This window comes from Bacillus sp. LBG-1-113 (assembly GCF_020708615.1).
In the GTDB taxonomy this organism is placed as follows: Bacteria; Bacillota; Bacilli; order Bacillales; family Bacillaceae; genus Bacillus; species Bacillus mojavensis.
Genome location: NZ_JAJFDG010000003.1, coordinates 32,564 through 48,612 on the forward strand (window position 1 = coordinate 32,564; position 16,049 = coordinate 48,612).

16 protein-coding genes and 2 pseudogenes are annotated in these 16,049 nt (G+C 39.3%); 8 read left to right on the top strand and 10 right to left on the bottom strand.

The genetic code is table 11. The annotated features are described in order from the left end of the window. Window positions 1-144: 144 nt before the first annotated feature. The 3 genes from LJF29_RS09795 (at window position 145) to LJF29_RS09805 (ending at window position 4,291) form a co-directional block, all read left to right on the top strand. On the top strand, window positions 145-1,365 hold the full coding sequence (locus LJF29_RS09795) for a sensor histidine kinase (RefSeq protein ID WP_229148217.1): 1,221 nt from the start codon (window positions 145-147) through the stop codon (window positions 1,363-1,365). Beyond that, window positions 1,358-1,999, top strand: a complete 642-nt coding sequence (locus tag LJF29_RS09800) for a response regulator (protein WP_229148218.1) — start codon at window positions 1,358-1,360, stop codon at window positions 1,997-1,999. The genes LJF29_RS09795 and LJF29_RS09800 overlap by 8 nt, the downstream gene beginning before the upstream one ends. Before the next feature lie 117 nt (window positions 2,000-2,116). Beyond that, entirely contained in the window at window positions 2,117-4,291 is a 2,175-nt protein-coding gene (locus LJF29_RS09805) for an MMPL family transporter (protein WP_229148220.1), read from the top strand. Between the two features lie 219 nt (window positions 4,292-4,510). Here LJF29_RS09805 and LJF29_RS09810 read toward each other — a convergent pair. Beyond that, window positions 4,511-4,645: pseudogene (locus LJF29_RS09810) on the bottom strand (DUF255 domain-containing protein); the annotation flags it as partial. 365 nt (window positions 4,646-5,010) lie between these two features. Here LJF29_RS09810 and LJF29_RS09815 point away from each other — a divergent pair. Continuing rightward, the gene (locus tag LJF29_RS09815) at window positions 5,011-5,565 is read left to right on the top strand and encodes a hypothetical protein (protein ID WP_010332631.1); all 555 of its coding nucleotides are present in this window, start codon (window positions 5,011-5,013) and stop codon (window positions 5,563-5,565) included. A 536-nt stretch (window positions 5,566-6,101) separates the two neighbouring features. Here LJF29_RS09815 and LJF29_RS09820 read toward each other — a convergent pair. Continuing rightward, the gene (locus LJF29_RS09820; protein WP_229148687.1) at window positions 6,102-6,449 is read right to left on the bottom strand and encodes a hypothetical protein; all 348 of its coding nucleotides are present in this window, start codon (window positions 6,447-6,449) and stop codon (window positions 6,102-6,104) included. Window positions 6,450-6,581: 132 nt separating this feature from the next. After that, complete coding sequence (locus tag LJF29_RS09825; protein WP_044160235.1) at window positions 6,582-7,205, bottom strand: flavin reductase family protein; 624 nt, start codon at window positions 7,203-7,205, stop codon at window positions 6,582-6,584. 89 nt (window positions 7,206-7,294) lie between these two features. Between LJF29_RS09825 and LJF29_RS09830 the strand changes: the two genes are divergently transcribed. Continuing rightward, a complete protein-coding gene (locus tag LJF29_RS09830; RefSeq protein ID WP_229148224.1) occupies window positions 7,295-7,975 on the top strand; it encodes an ArsR/SmtB family transcription factor in 681 nt (226 codons plus the stop codon). 202 nt (window positions 7,976-8,177) lie between these two features. Here LJF29_RS09830 and LJF29_RS09835 read toward each other — a convergent pair whose 3' ends face one another. From LJF29_RS09835 to LJF29_RS09845, 3 genes are all read right to left on the bottom strand, one after another. After that, window positions 8,178-8,657, bottom strand: a complete 480-nt coding sequence (locus tag LJF29_RS09835) for a DUF2798 domain-containing protein (protein ID WP_229148228.1) — start codon at window positions 8,655-8,657, stop codon at window positions 8,178-8,180. Between the two features lie 82 nt (window positions 8,658-8,739). Next, on the bottom strand, window positions 8,740-9,183 hold the full coding sequence (locus LJF29_RS09840) for a GNAT family N-acetyltransferase (protein WP_229148230.1): 444 nt from the start codon (window positions 9,181-9,183) through the stop codon (window positions 8,740-8,742). Beyond that, the gene (locus LJF29_RS09845) at window positions 9,180-10,076 is read right to left on the bottom strand and encodes a LysR family transcriptional regulator (protein WP_229148231.1); all 897 of its coding nucleotides are present in this window, start codon (window positions 10,074-10,076) and stop codon (window positions 9,180-9,182) included. The genes LJF29_RS09840 and LJF29_RS09845 overlap by 4 nt, the downstream gene beginning before the upstream one ends. Window positions 10,077-10,264: 188 nt before the next feature. Here LJF29_RS09845 and LJF29_RS09850 point away from each other — a divergent pair, with 188 nt between their 5' ends. Continuing rightward, a complete protein-coding gene (locus LJF29_RS09850; RefSeq protein WP_229148232.1) occupies window positions 10,265-11,464 on the top strand; it encodes an MFS transporter in 1,200 nt (399 codons plus the stop codon). Here the strand turns inward: LJF29_RS09850 and LJF29_RS09855 are convergent. The 3 genes and pseudogenes from LJF29_RS09855 to LJF29_RS09865 form a co-directional block, all read right to left on the bottom strand. Next, entirely contained in the window at window positions 11,459-11,854 is a 396-nt protein-coding gene (locus tag LJF29_RS09855; protein WP_229148234.1) for a MerR family transcriptional regulator, read from the bottom strand. The genes LJF29_RS09850 and LJF29_RS09855 overlap by 6 nt on opposite strands. A 60-nt stretch (window positions 11,855-11,914) precedes the next feature. After that, window positions 11,915-12,811 (bottom strand): DMT family transporter, encoded by an 897-nt coding sequence (locus tag LJF29_RS09860; RefSeq protein ID WP_229148235.1) that lies wholly within the window; start codon window positions 12,809-12,811, stop codon window positions 11,915-11,917. A 114-nt stretch (window positions 12,812-12,925) separates the two neighbouring features. Then, window positions 12,926-13,683 (bottom strand): annotated as a pseudogene (locus LJF29_RS09865) (pentapeptide repeat-containing protein). Window positions 13,684-13,884: 201 nt separating this feature from the next. Between LJF29_RS09865 and LJF29_RS09870 the strand changes: the two are divergent. Together LJF29_RS09870 and LJF29_RS09875 are read left to right on the top strand one after the other, a co-directional pair. Beyond that, a complete protein-coding gene (locus tag LJF29_RS09870; RefSeq protein WP_229148237.1) occupies window positions 13,885-14,268 on the top strand; it encodes a YybH family protein in 384 nt (127 codons plus the stop codon). A 129-nt stretch (window positions 14,269-14,397) separates the two neighbouring features. Continuing rightward, window positions 14,398-15,171 carry a hypothetical protein gene (locus LJF29_RS09875; protein WP_420709698.1) on the top strand — a complete coding sequence of 258 codons (774 nt, stop codon included), beginning with the start codon at window positions 14,398-14,400 and terminating at the stop codon, window positions 15,169-15,171. A 33-nt stretch (window positions 15,172-15,204) separates the two neighbouring features. Here LJF29_RS09875 and LJF29_RS09880 read toward each other — a convergent pair whose 3' ends face one another. Then, on the bottom strand, window positions 15,205-15,939 hold the full coding sequence (locus LJF29_RS09880; RefSeq protein ID WP_229148240.1) for a MerR family transcriptional regulator: 735 nt from the start codon (window positions 15,937-15,939) through the stop codon (window positions 15,205-15,207). Between the last annotated feature and the right edge of the window lie 110 nt (window positions 15,940-16,049).

Genomic DNA, 16,049 nt, shown 5'->3' on the forward strand with positions numbered 1-16,049 from the left:
CTTGCATTTTCTTCTTTCCTTGCTGGCCTATAAATGAAATGCCTGACGGCTCTTATGATAAGATGACAAATGTGACTGGAGTGTCCCTATTTTTATTGTGGATCCTTTGTGATTATACTGTCTAAGGAAAGGAAGTGAAGCAATATGTTTCGAAGAAAACCTTTTGATAAAAACTACTTTTCACGAGATAGGCGGGCATTAAATATGCTTGCTCTCAGAGTACCAGGCTTAGCTTTTATTCTCATGATATATATCGCCTCTATCGTGCTGCAGTTTGTTTCTGGGAGCTGGTCCATTTTATTGCTTCATGTGTTTACAATATTGATCGTTATTTTTACTTTGCTGCATTGGCACTCATATCGATGGGTTAAGAATAAGGTCATTCTATATTTTGTACTGCAAGGTTTGATCACTTATGCACTTGCTAATGTCATGACGGGCTTCTTAATGCTGGTCATCATTGGCCTTTATGCATTTTTGATTGGGCAGATTATAGGAATGGCAGATAGAAGAAGAACGTTCCTCATTTTATATCTATTACTTCTGATATTAGCCAATACGATATATCAGATTCACAAAGGCGAGATTTTGCATTTTCTTGTTATCGCTGTACCTATCATGGTTGTCATTATCACGTATGCTGCAACATTTTTTACCCAAGTTGATGAAAAAATAAAAGCGCAGCTGACTCTTGAAAGGCTGGAGCTTGCTCATCAACAAGTAGAACAGCTGACATTGCAAAACGAAAGACAGCGTATGGCTCGGGATTTACATGATACCCTTGCACAAGGATTGGTTAGTTTAAATATGCAGTTGGATGCTATTAATGTTCATATATCGAAAGGTAACACAGATAGAGCAAAAGAAATCATTCAACAATCTATGAATAGAGTAAAAAGCACATTAGCTGATGCACGTTCAGCTATTGACAATCTTCGCAGCAAATCAGAAGAAATCGGTTCTTTAAAAGAAAGAATTACCTTGCAAATGGATTATTTTAAAGATGCAACAGGTCTGTCTTGTTTTTTAGACTACAGATTAACTCAATTGCCTGATGTTCGTACTGCTGAAAATTGTTATTACATCATAGGAGAATGCCTTACAAATGCAGCAAAACATGCTGAAGCAGAAACGATATGGGTCTCAGTTTGGAATGAGAAAGGAAACCTCCATATAACCGTCAGAGACAATGGAAAAGGCTTTGATGTTGAAAAAGGCAGGAAAAAGAAAGGACATTATGGACTTCTTGGTATACAAGAACGTGTCAGAGCAATGAAAGGTCAATTCAATATAGAGAGTACAAAATCAATAGGCACACAAATCGAGATAATCTTGTCAAATCAGGGAGAGATTGAAGATGAATAGGGTTTTAATCGTTGATGACCATCTGGTTGTGAGAGAAGGTCTCAAGCTGTTAATTGAGACGAATGATAACTACACAATAATTGGAGAGGCGGAAAATGGCAAAAAAGCGGTTTATCTTACAGGTGAATTAAAGCCAGATATCATTCTTATGGATTTATACATGCCAGAAATGAGTGGGTTAGAAGCGATTAAACAAATAAAAGAAAAACACAACTTACCCATTATTATTTTGACTACTTATAATGAAGATCACTTGATGATTGAGGGGATTGAATTAGGAGCGAAAGGATATCTGTTGAAGGATACGAGCTCAGAAACCCTATTTCATACAATGGATGCAGCATTAAGAGGAGAAGTGCTGCTGCAGCCTGATATTCTTAAACGTTTTCAAGAAATTCAATTGGAAAGAATGAAGAAGCCAAGCAGCGATACTCAGTTAACGGAAAAAGAAATAGTTGTTCTAAAGGCGATTGCAAAAGGTCTTAAAAGCAAAGCGATAGCCTTTGATTTAGGAATCTCGGAGAGAACCGTAAAGTCAAGACTGACGTCCATTTATAATAAATTGGGAGCGGATTCTAGAACAGAAGCAGTCACGATTGCCATGCAGAGAGGTATTTTAACTTTAGATATATAACACAAGGCTATTTAAAAGTTGCCCAAACGTACATGCCCGAATGTACGTTTTTTTCATTTCCTTATGAACTACAATTAGGGGGAATGTTATTAAGCAATGTGTTGAAAGGAGATTATGATGTCAAGAATGTTATATAAATTAGGCGGGTGGGTCGCTCGCCATCGCATTAAAGTACTATGTATGTGGATCGTTGTGTTGATTGCAGCGATAGGGGCAGCCGGCATATTAAAACCCAGTTTTTCTGAGGATATGTCAATACCAGACACGCCTTCGGAAAAAGCAATGAAGGTGATCAATAAAGAATTTCCTCATGGTCCTGATAAAGGGAGCATACGGGTCATATTCGGTGCTAAAGATGGGGAGAAACTTACTGCAAAATCAGCAAAAAAAGCTATAGAGAATACATTAAAGGAAATGAATAAAGACGATTCCATTGATTCGATTGCAAGTCCTTTTCATGCGGGAACGATCGCGAAAGATGGGACAGTAGCTTATGCTGATATCAAATACAAATCATCAGCAGATGATATAAAAGATTACTCTATAAAACACGTGAAAGATAGTTTGTCCATTGCTGATGATGAAGGATTACAAACGGAGTTAAGCGGAGATATACCAGGAGCCGAGATGGAGATAGGCGGTGTATCAGAAATTGTCGGTATTGTCTTGGCTTTTGTTGTTCTAGCTATTACATTTGGCTCTTTATTAATAGCAGGCTTACCGATTTTAACTGCACTTATTGGTTTAGGTGTAAGCATTGGGCTGACTTTGATTGGAACACAAGTGTTTGATATTGCCTCCGTCAGTCTTTCATTAGCCGGAATGATTGGCCTTGCAGTTGGTATTGATTATGCTTTGTTTATTTTTTCAAAACACCGCCAGTTTTTAGGTGAAGGTATACAAAAAAATGAATCAATTGCGAGAGCTACGGGAACAGCTGGGAGTGCTGTCGTTTTTGCCGGACTTACAGTTATTGTCGCACTTTGCGGATTGACTGTAGTTAATATTCCTTTTATGTCTGCAATGGGGCTAACAGCAGGGCTCAGTGTGCTCATGGCTGTATTAGCTTCAATTACATTAGTGCCTGCCGTTTTATCAATAGCAGGGAAACGCATGATTCCGAAAGCAAGCAAGAAAAAAGAAATACAAAGCGCTGAAACAAATTTCTGGGGACGCTTTGTCACAAAGAACCCTATTCTTCTAAGTGTATTTAGTATTCTCATCTTGCTAGTCATTAGTATTCCATCTATGCATTTGGAGCTAGGTTTACCGGATGCAGGAATGAAAGCTAAGGATAATCCCGAGCGCCGGGCTTATGACTTGCTTGCCGAAGGTTTTGGAGAAGGATTTAATGGCCAATTAACGATAGTGGCGGATGCCACAAGTGTTACAGAAAATAAAGCTAAAGCATTCGCAGATGCAGTAAAAGAAATTAAGGATTTAGACCATGTAGCAAGTGTTACTCCTGCAATGCCTAATGCAAAAGGCAATTTTGCTATTATTACGGTTGTTCCTACAACAGGTCCAAACGATAAAGCTACTAAGGATTTGGTACAAGATGTGCGCAGCTTAGCAGATCAAAACGGGGTAGATTTGCTCGTAACTGGATCGACGGCAGTGAATATAGATATTTCAGATCGCCTTAATGATGCAATACCAGTATTTGCTTTACTCATTGTTGGTTTTGCGTTTATATTGCTGACAATCCTATTCCGTTCGCTGCTAGTACCTCTTGTTGCTGTAGCAGGTTTCATATTAACAATGACAGCAACTCTTGGGATTTGTGTATTTGTGTTACAGGATGGAAACTTAATTGACTTGTTCAATATACCTGAAAAAGGGCCGATACTCGCGTTTTTGCCTATTTTAACGATTGGTATTCTTTTTGGCTTAGCGATGGATTATCAAGTATTCCTTGTAAGCAGAATGCGTGAAGAATATGTAAAAACAAAGAATCCAGTACAAGCGATTCAAGCTGGATTAAAACACAGTGGACCTGTTGTCACCGCAGCCGGGCTAATCATGATATTTGTTTTTGCAGGGTTTATCTTTGCTGGTGAAGCTTCTATCAAAGCAAATGGATTAGCTCTTTCCTTTGGTGTATTGTTTGACGCATTTATTGTAAGAATGACACTCATTCCAAGTATTATGAAGTTGATGGGGAATGCAGCTTGGTATTTACCAAAATGGTTAGACAAAATCATTCCGAATGTAGATATAGAGGGTCATCATCTAACAAAGGAGATACAGCCCGAGATAGATACTGAACAAAAACACCGAATCAGTATGTAGCAATATAGGCTCGTTCTAATAACATGTAAGGATGTAGCTCCTCTTTTTTTAAAGGGAATACAACTAATGGCAAAGTATTAGAGGTTAAATTTTATGGGCAATAAACAACAAAAGAAGAATATATAGAACGAGAGAAATAAAATTTATTTAAGAGTGGACTGAAAGGTCTACTCTTTTTTCATTCCGTCATCTGAATGAAGAAATGGTTATTCAAATAGAATGCCAACAATGACAAGTCGAATAACCGATACTGACCAGAACGGGCTTGTTTTCACGTTTTGCTTTTTTGAAGGCTTCTTCTCATCAGGGGTACCAGTCTACGGGGTTGTGGGCGTGCTGAAGTAAGTATGGAGACTAATATGTTGGATTTATTGTTAGTGGATATGGGATCACCTTCTTTCTAAGTTTCTAATTCATTAATGCAACACGTGAAGTGAAATGAATTTGTCTCTTTAATCTATTTATCTGAGGTTTAAAGAACTGAATCTGAAAAAACTCGTCGGCTTTTTAAGCTTTATTGTCTTGATTTTTCTTATATAAATCTGCTACTTGCTTGGTCTTGTTTTTTAACTCCACAGCCAATTACCCTATTCTTCTTTAAATGTAATGTAGTACGATATGAGCGTAAGGATAAATGTGTAGCTATACGAACTTGGCATTAAATACAGGTTATCTCAGAGGTCGCTTTTTGAAGTTATTTTCATTAGGAGAGATGAAGTATGTTATATCTAATTGGTGGTTCTTCGAGGAGTGGGAAGACAACTACAGCAAAGAGAATGTTAGCAGAAACAAAAATTCCTTATTTCTCGTTAGACTACTTAATGATGGGAATTGCGAATGGAGTACCAGAAATGGACATTAATCCGACTGATGGTGATTTTAAAAATGGACAACGACTCTGGAAAATAATTAATCCTTTGATGACGGCTATGGTTGAGAACAAAATAGATTACATAATAGAAGGTGTACAATTAATCCCTAGTCACGTTTCACAGTTTGAGCAATACTATTTAGGGAATGTTAAGACCTGTTTTATAGGAATAGCAGAAATAAACATAGAAAATAACATAGATAAAATGAAATTTCACTCCAGTATGACAGAAAATGACGGATTGAGAAATCTAGATCATTTTCAGATCAAATCAGAATTAGAGAGGATAAAAACAGATAGTATTCGAATAAAAGAGGAATGCCAAAAATATAATCTTCAATACTTCGAAAGCTCTTTAAATTTTAATGAAACTATAGAAACAATAATAGCTTATCTCACTTAACTATGGGATGTAGTAAAGTAAATTGACTGCATGTGGAAAGGTTAGCGTGTTATTTTTAAAAAAGAGCTCAATGAGAGCTCTTTTTTAAAACGAAATTCACTTTTTCTTTTTTTCGGGAACCATTAAAGTAATGACCAAAAAAACAACTATACAAATTAAAAACTGAATAAGTCTATTTAGAAACCAATAGTTAGTAAAGTCAATTTCATTTGTAACCTGGATGGTAGCATAAACTGTAAATAAAATCAGTATAAATTTTAATGTTTCTCTGTTCAAATCAATCAACACTTTCTACAATATATCCAAATTTAATGGTAAGCACATGCTAAATGTACGATATCAAGATAGTCTTTCACTGAAAATGTTATCTAGTATTCGAATAAGTGGTAGATCTTATCTAAATTGCAACAATGAGAAAAGTTGTTATTAGGCTCAGAACCATTAAAATTTGAAACTATCACCCGACAAACAACTATCCAGAAAAAGACAAATCAAAACCAAACTTACACGGTATTTCTCATTTAACGTAACCTTTACTATTCTTGAGATAAATAATTGAAATCCGTTTCTTTACATTCAGGGAGTTCTTTGTCAATTTTTAAGGTGAACAATAACTCTTGAACATATTCACGTATAGCGAGCATATCAAATGGGAAATCGAAATCAAATTCCTCTGTAACAGTTAAAGTGTCCATTGCATATGAACAATTATGTTTCATACCCAATAGATCATCATTAAGACTAAGCACATCTTGATATGATGAATCAGGTAGCTCAAAGTGAGAAATCAAATAAACATTAATATTGTTACCTTCTTCAGAATCTGGCAATCTTTCATCAACGTATAATAAAAAAGCACATCTCTCATCATCGTTTAATTCTATTTGAAAGAATTCTAAATCTCTTAATCTCAATAAACGTTTAAATCTTGTATTTATAGTTCTCATTTTCAATATCTCCGTTTTTATTTTTAAGCTGTTACTAACGGTTTCCATTGAAACAAGGTTTATTTTGAGTCATGTTTCCGAACGAAAGGTTTTTCCTATTTCTTTTCCTAAACCAAAATAGTGTCTGAAATTATAAATAAGCGGACTCCATTTTGAAGGGTCAATGTGATTGTCGTTCAATATGATCTTTTCCTCGGCATGGAAATGTAATGCTTGTGTTTCCACAATCGCAAATGATGGTTCGTAATCTGGTATCCGAATATGTTTCACTTCTGCTTCTATTTGGATAGGGCATTCTTTAATTCTTGTTGGTGCTACTGTCATTGATGGTAAAGGTGTTAACCCTGCCGCTTCGTATTTCTCTTTTTTGTAAGTAAACCCGAGCTGTTTTTTCAAAGGCGGGATATTCTTTTTCCCGCTAAAAGACGAAATTCTTTCAACGTTTTTCCATAAATCGGGGCTGGGCAAGTTAATGACACATTCCTTGTGTCTCTTTATATTTTCAATAGCTTTTCCTCCTAGTCCTACTCCCAGAACAATATAGTTTCCAAGCGCCCATGAGGAAGACATCGGACTAATATTGGTGGTTCCATCTTCATTCAAAGTGGAAAGAAGGAATGTTGACGTGCCATAGTACATAATGTTTGGTTTGATTTCTTTAAAATGAAGAGTGTCTTGTTTTTCACTGTTCAACACTTAATGCCCCCTAATCATTATTTATTTATATTGTAAAGGTTTAACATTTCAACTATCATCGAAATATGAATGTAAGGAGGAGAATGATGAATCCTAATATTGCAAAGGTTGCTTCGTTACTATCTGACCCCACGCGTTCTTCTATTCTTTTGAGCCTTATGGATGGAAGAATACACCCTGCTGGAGAGCTTGCATATTTCGCTAAAATCAAGCCTCAAACTGCCAGCTTTCACCTGCATAAATTACTTGAAGCACAGCTCATCAGTGTAGAGAAGCATGGAAGACATAGGTATTATAAATTGGCTAGCGCCGATGCCGCAAAAGTGATCGAACAATTGCTTAGTATTTCGCCTGATTCAAAAGTGAAGTCTTTAAATGATTCAAAAGAAAAAAGTGATTTACACTTTGCCCGTACCTGTTATGATCATCTGGCCGGTTATATCGGTGTGCAAGTGACACATTCATTAGTCGAGCAAGGCTTCTTACGAAAAGCGGATTTACAATATGAGGTGACTTCAGAAGGCTCTTTGTTTTTAAAGGATTTTGGAGTCGACGAAGAAAAACAAAGAAATAAGAGGAGAGCTTTTGCGCTTTGCTGTTTAGATTGGAGCGAGCGGCAGCATCATTTAGCAGGCGCTTTGGGACATGCATTATTAGACAGGATGCTAGAACAGCAATGGATTGTGCGTATGCCTAAAACTAGAGCTATTAAGGTTACACAAAGCGGAAAAGCTGCATTTGAGAAATACTTTAAATTGAGTATCTAAGATTTGAATAGAAAATTTTATCGGTGAAGGGCTCAAACAATAAAAAAATGGCCATTGCCGGCGGCAGAGGCTTTTGCTGAACTTGTTTTACATTCGTTTCGTGAATCTGAACAGAAGTCTCTCGCTGGTATGTCCGGTGAATAGACAGCATGTTGGAAAAGGAGGAGTTGGTACGCTCACTCCTTTTCATATTAGTCATCCATCAAACTGCGGCTGAAACCTTGGGTTTTACAAACTTTACGAAAATGCCCCGGACTAAAGGACCCATTATTAATAATTGCAAAGGGTAGGCTAAGATAAAGTTTTTCAGAACGATCATAAGGTAAGCGCTGAATAGGCTGTTCTCGTTAAGTCCATTCGATAAAGCTGCCGTGATTAATCCGAAAACAGACATACAAAATACCATACCAACCACCATACAAGTCGACATGGCAAGGACGACATATAATTTCTTAGACTTGTCGAATGGCATTTTGAATGTCATTTTTCTTGCGAGCGGTCCGACTAACAGTAAATCTAACAGTAACGCTACAATAAATCCAATGATCATCTCAAAAGCTGTAACCCATGAAAAATCACGAATGGCTCCGTTGATCACTGCATTGTAAATCGACATGACGCAGACCATCCCAAAGCACATCATCACGCCGAAGATAAGGCCTTCTTTTTTATTTGCTGGCATACAATCAATCCTTCTCTCCATAATCGGTGATAAGTATACCAATGAATCACACATGCTCATAATTGACAAATTTGTGAACAATTTATTGGCCGGAATCGTCTTCTTTTGTCATCAGCACATGCGGAATGCCATCCAATATAAATTCCTCTGATGCTGTCTGATAGCCGAGTTTTTCATAAAAGCCTGCTGCCTGTGTCTGACCGTAAAGTTTACATGTATCAATACTTTTTTCTTTCACAATACGCTCTAACTCATCGACAATCACTTTCCCCAATCCGAATTTGCGATAGGGCTTCAGAATACAGATTCTTTCCAGTTTCCCCGCGTGATCAACGATACGCACACGCGCTGTGCCAACCGGCTGATGTTCATGGTAAACCAGAATATGCTGGCAATCTCCATGGAGTGTATCGAACTCATCGAACTCGTCGGAAACTGGACAGCCTTGTTCCTCAACAAATACTGTCTTTCTGATGGCAAACGCTGTATGTAAATCATGTTCTGTCGTTATTCTCTTCACATTCATGATTGATCCTCCTCTTTATCAGAAAAATGGCTGATGACATACTGTTTAAAGGTCTCTGCCACCGGGGATAAAAATCTGCCTTCTATCCAGGCGATTCCTATGACGCGCTGACATTCCGGCCAGCTGACACGAATTTTTGTGATTTTGCTTTGGTCTAACCCTTTCAGATCGGGCAGAATGGATATGCCAAGACCGGCTGCCACAAAACCTGCTGCGGTGGCTGCTTCTTCACCCTCAAACATAATGTTCGGTTGAATGTCCGCTTTCTCAAACAAGTCATCAACCGTTATGCGCAGCGCATATCCTTTTTTCAATAAAATGAAACGCTCATCCGCAACTTCAGTCAGTGAAATGCTTTTGCGATGAGATAACGGATGGTTGTTTGGCACAAATACAAACAGTTCTTCGCTCCATAATTGTATCCATCGGATCAGCTTTTCAGGTTTGATGGAGGCAAGGAGACAGAGATCCAGATCTCCGGATTTTAATCGTTCAAGCAGCCAATATGAATGGTTTTGCTTCAGCTGGAAGGTAATGTCGGGATATTTCTGCTGAAAGCTGCCGATTAAATCGGGAACCAGCGTAGTTCCTAATGTATGTAAAAAACCGAGAGACACTTCACCTTGGTCAGGCTGCAACAAAGCCTGGATTTCTTCTTTCCCTTCGGTATATTCCTTCATCATGGCATGGACGCGTCTTAAAAATATTTCTCCGTATTTGTTTAGTTTAATCGAACGTCCTTGCCTGTCGAATAGCGGGACGCCTACATGGTTTTCGAGTCTGGCGATTGAGCGTGAAAGCGCAGGCTGTGTGATCGACAGGCTATGTGCCGCCTTCGTGACGTGCTGCATCCGGGCCAGTGTTTGAAAATATTCAAGTTGTTCCCATTCCAATCGTCATCACCTCGCATATTACATATAAGCATGAAATGGATATTTATTATGCATTATACAACATATATCCACAGTGCTAAGATAAATGTATAAACAGACTCGAGGATGTTTGAAATCGCAAAAAATAAAGGATGGATGTTTATGGAGTGCAGTATTCAACAAAATGGTGAGGGGCAAATGAAGTCCCCATGACATACATTCAAAAAGGCACACCGGTTTTTCGGAAAATTACGTTTGCTTTCTTTGCCGCAGGTTTTAATACATTTGCCATTCTGTATTGTGTACAGCCGCTCATGGAGGAGTTCACGCGGGAATTTCATGTGACACCTACAACAGCGAGTCTCTCTTTATCTGTTACAACGATGCTCTTAGCTGTCAGCATGCTTGTTTTCGGTTCGTTGTCAGAGGTATGGGGACGTAAGCCGATTATGGCTGTATCCATGCTGGCCGCATCCGTTCTCTGTCTGGCATCGGCCTTCAGCCCGAATTTTCATACGCTGCTCGTATTGAGAACCATTCAAGGGATTGCGCTCGCTGGTCTCCCATCGATTGCGATGGCTTATCTTGGAGAAGAAATTGAACCTGGAAGCCTTGGGTCGGCGATGGGGCTGTATATCAGCGGAAATGCGATTGGCGCCGTTTTTGGAAGGATTGTTTCAGGGCTCTTGAGTGAGTACTTTACTTGGCATATAGCGATCGGGTCAATTGGTGTGATTAGTTTGATAGCAAGTATGATATTTTTTATGAAATTGCCTCAATCGACCCATTTTACGCCAAGAAAACTTGAGATCGGGCAGTTGGGAATGTCTTTAATCAGCCATTTGAAGGACCGGAAACTGTTAAGTTTGTTCCTCATTGGTTTTTTGCTCCTCGGAAGCAATGTTGCATTGTTCAACTACATTGCGTATGTGCTGTTAGCACCGCCGTATTCCTTTAACAGAACGATTGTCAGCTGGATATTTATTGTGATGATTGTCGGAATTTTCAGTTCGTCTTTTATTGGAAGAATGGTCGATCAATACGGGTATCATAAAATACTGATGATGAATATTTTTATCGTTACTGCAGGTGCATTATTAACGTTAAACAGCGTATTAGCAGTAAAAATTTTCGGGATTGCCCTTTTTACCTTTGGATTCTTTGGAGGGCATTCAGTCGCCAGCAGCTGGGTTGGACGGAGGGCCCTGCACAACAAAGCGCAGGCCTCATCGCTTTATTTGTTCTTTTATTACGCAGGTTCAAGTATCTGCGGAACAGTCGGCGGCGTGTTTTGGTCTGCTTTTCAATGGCTGGGTGTCGTCGGAATGATAACGTTCATGATGCTGTTTGCTTTCGTGCTGTCGGTATTTCTGGCAAGGAGTGAAAAGGTATCGGGCAGCTCGCTATGACTGATTTAACATGTCCTGATATGAATTGATTTTATTTTTCGTTAAAGATATGACTTGCTCAATTTCCCGGCGTTTGTTTTCTAGTTCGATGACATGCTTTGAAAGAATGCCTATCTTTTTCCGAACTGAAGATAGGTATTCTTCACTTATAGGCGTTTTATGGGCAAGGGCCAAACCTCTGGCTTGCATAAATTCTGTCATTTCCTCTATTGATAGTCCAGTTTTTCTTAAGCATTTAATAAGCGTGATCGTTTCGATATCTTTTTGAAAATAAACGCGTATTCCTTTTTCGTTTCTGCTTGGTGCAGGCAGCAAACCGATTTTTTCATAATATCTTAGGGTATCTATTGTAAAACCAGTTAATTTGGATACTTGTCCAATCGTATACATAACAGCCTCATTTCCAAAACTTCCACCTTTTCATGGATGACAAGGTGGAAGTTTTTTGATTTAAACGTTTCTTTGTTTTTGTGTTCTTAATTTGATTTTAACTGAAGCGAAGAAAATACCTAAACAAACAAATACAGCGCCATAGAAAACATTCGCTGTCAATTGCTCGTGTAACTGGGCCCAGCCGAAGAACAGGCCTAATATCGGTACGGCCATAAGGGCAATGGAAGCAATGGAAGCATCAATTTTGCTTAAAATCCAAAACCAAAGGACAAAAGCGATGGCAGAGCCCATGATTCCGTTGTACAGCAATGCCCATATTAAAGGCGCTGTCCAATGTGTACTGGCGATGGGTTCATTACTTAGAGAGATAATCAAAAGAAAGATACCGCCTATTAGCATTTGCCAGGAGGTCATCTTTATTGTGTCATAGTTAGAAAATGTTTTTTTGCTGTAAAGGTTTGCGCATGCCCAGAAAAAGGCGGCTAAAATAATCACGATTTCTCCAAACATCGTACTGTCCCACTTTAAATTCAAGATTTGAGGCCCGATGATCAGCAGCAATCCAATGAATCCGACGCACAATCCAATACTTTTGTTTAGGGTCAGTCTCTCATTTAGAAAGAAATGGGCCAAAACACTGATGATGATGGGCATTGTATAGACGAGTACAGATGATAAGCCGGAATTCACATACTGCATACCATAAGTCGATAACCCGTAATAACCCAAACACATAAACAAGCTCATGATGATAAGCTTCTTCCAATCTCCCTTGGCAGGCAGCCAGTCTTTTTTGCGTACAATTTGAAAGATAAATAAAGGAATGGTTCCTACAAAAAGACGCAAAGCTGTGAAATAGAATGGTGAAATATAGTGAAGCCCGATTTTAGTAGGCACCCATAAGTATCCCCATATAAACGTAACTAAAAGAATAGCACTAATCATTTTTACCATGTCATTCAATCCTTTCTGCTTCTACAGCCTAAACCATGGAGTTAACTCCATGTCAATAGGGGATAAAGGATTGAAATGATAGCAACAAAAAAGGACCTCTGGCGGGTCCTTTTCTTATTGGCTGTTGTTCCAATGGGCCGGGATCTTTAAAGCAGGCGGAAGCTTTGTGCGGGGATTGCCTTTTGCAGCGTTCACTTGTGCCTGCGTTAGAAAAATGCTTCCTGTCAGATCAGCTCCGCTTAAATCAGCATCTCTGAGATCAGCGCCGATAAAATCTGTCCTTCTCAGATCAGAATGTCTCAGGTCGGCAGCTATGAGCAGTGCTCCTCTGAAGTTTGCTCCTCTTAGATCAAGCCCTTTCAGTTTCGCGCTGATCAGGGCGCTTCCACGGCTAATTTTTTTCGGGAGTTTTTGATTGCGGGCTTGGGCACGCACCAGCTCGCTCGTTTTTAACAGCCATTCATTAACCTCAGCTCTATGCTCAGACACATGTAAGTTCAGCAGGTCTTCCGCGCTGAGACTGGTGAGTTTGTCCGTCTTTTCGAAACAAGCACGCAGTTCACGATGTATCGGCTTGGCTGCCTCTATAGAAAGAGCTTCATGTAAATACCAAAGCATCTCATGCAGCTGCTGCATAATTGGAAAAATCCTTTCCCCCATAAGTAATTTGGGATACCTTTTGACCGGCGCCAAAGCATTCATAAGCTGATCAGCCTCGAAATCCTTTTTCTCTAAGAGCTTCATGTATGGCACATTGGTAGTTTGATTGTAAGTTGCGGCAAGGCGTTCCGCCATCTTTATCAAAAGCGAAATCGGCCATAAGGCAAGGCAACACAGCACAGGCCAAAACAATGTTGGCAATCCGCGCTTATCTCATGCTAACTATTGTCATGAAATGTGAATTCCACAGACAATATCGTTCACCCCTTCACTCGGGAACTTTGTAAAATATAGGTTTTGTTCGTGCTATTTGCATTATATAGCAAACAGGTATACTTTTCATTTTGTTTTTTCATTATCAACCCCTCAAACAATGTATAATATATCCAACCATGATATGGGGAGGGAGCCTTTTGGAACAGCAAATAAAAGAGATCATTTCTGCTTGTGATGTGGCAATCCGGAACGAAGATTTTGATACACTGATGAATTACTATACAGAGGATGCCATTTTAGTTGTGAAGCCTGGCATGATCGCACGCGGTAAAGAAGAAATCAAAAAAGCGTTTATCGCGATCGCAAATTATTTCAATCATCATCTTGTCCCAACGCAAGGGGAAATGGTCATCTTGGAAGCAGGCGACACTGCTCTGGTCCTTTCTCAAACGCTGCTTGATTCGGGTAAGAAGAATTCCGAGTATGCGATGGAAAGAAGGGCGACCTATGTGTTTAAGAAGAATATGCAAGGTGAGTGGCTTTGTGCAATTGATAATTCATATGGTACGGATTTAATTTAATTTATAGTGCTTAGACATTCTGAAACAAAGACGGGCTGCATGTGATCTGCTGTGTACTTTTCCTGCATATAATGATTCATGAAGGTGAATAGGAAAGGGTGAATTCAATTGAATCCATACAACAGCGGAATGGCACCTTATTGGGTTTATCATGGCGGAGAATCGACGCTTTACCAGTATCCATTTGTATATAGGCAGCCCGGTTTCACGCGCGCCGTTATTACTGCGGCGCGGGGGGATGTGACGGGAGATGGAGTCGCTGACGAAGTCTTCCTTACTGGCAATCAAACGTCAGGCAGTCCGCTATGGAGAAATATCACTTTGGTGATACGTGACGGCAAAACACATCAGGAACGGCAAGTCCAGCTTCATAACAATATCGGATACAATCCGTCACTTTTTCTGGCTGATGTGACAGGCAATAAAACGGAAGATGTGGCTGTTGTAACCGATACCGGGGGAAGCGGAGGCTCTATATATGCGTATGTGTTTGCCTATATGAACAGGCAGTTCAGGCAGATTTTCAATTCGGATTCTTTTAATGATGAATTCAAGTACAGAGTGAGCTATCAAAATCAATATAAAGCGAGCGTGGTCAGTCAACGCCAGCATGAACAATATATTTTGGATCTTACTTACAAAGGCAGAGACTATTTGAATGAAATTTATACGAATCAGGGTGTTTTAAAAGCGCCGATAGAAGGCTGGGTGAATCCTTTGTCAGGCTTGTATCCGGTTGATTTCAACAGAGACGGCGCATACGAACTGCTGGCGTATCAGCGGATCGCCGGAAGGTATAACGCCGACTCATTGGGATATGTTCAAACCGTATTGAAATGGAACGGGCAGAATTTTGGCGTTGACCGGCAGAATGTATCGATTGTTGGCGGTGCCGCAATTTGAGCAGAGAGAATGCGTTAGTGGCAAAGACTCACGCTACAGGTGTTCTGCAACGACGGTCAGATAATAAGATAAACCGGTTTGCTGCTCTTCTAACATTCCTCGATGAAAATCATCCTGCATAAAAAATCGCGTTTGTTTTACGTAATCTTCTTTGCTTGTGGGATGTCCGTTTTGATTCAGGAACGTAATATGATTCATGACATGCTCTTGCACGGCAGGGTCATGATACGTCACGCCGCTTCTTAAAAAATCAGCCATTCCATCAAGAAAGTGTTTTGCCTCTATCGCCATTTTGTTCATTTCATCTACATTGATTGCATGGGTATCTACTTCAAAATCGTAATGCTCCTTTAAATGGTCATTTTGTTCCGCTAAAGATTGTTTCCATTTATCAGCGGTTTCAAATCCTTTAAACATTACCTTATGATCCATGTTCTCACCTTTTCTTGTGTATTTTAAAGACGTATTGACCGTTTGAACGAAGCCCTGATACTTTTTAATTTTCTTTTCAAACAGCTTTTTTTGCTTTTCTAATGTGCCAGTTCTGTCAGCATCCTCATCTAATAACTTTTTTATTTCTGACAAAGGAACATCTAATTCTTTATAAAAAAGGATTTCCTGCACTCTTTTTAATTCGTCGGCACCATAGTACCGATACCCGGCTTCGCTTATTTCTTTAAGGACCAGCAAGCCGATTTTATGGTAGTGATAAAGCGTTTTGATTGTCACGTTTGCAATGTGGGACAGTTCTTTTACTGTTAATTTCATAATCCAATTCCTCCTTCCTCTATCACTATGAGGCCTTACCTTTGGTTGGAGTCATGGATAAAAATGATGTTATTTTAACCCGGAGAGAATGCGATATAGCCCCCTGAGAT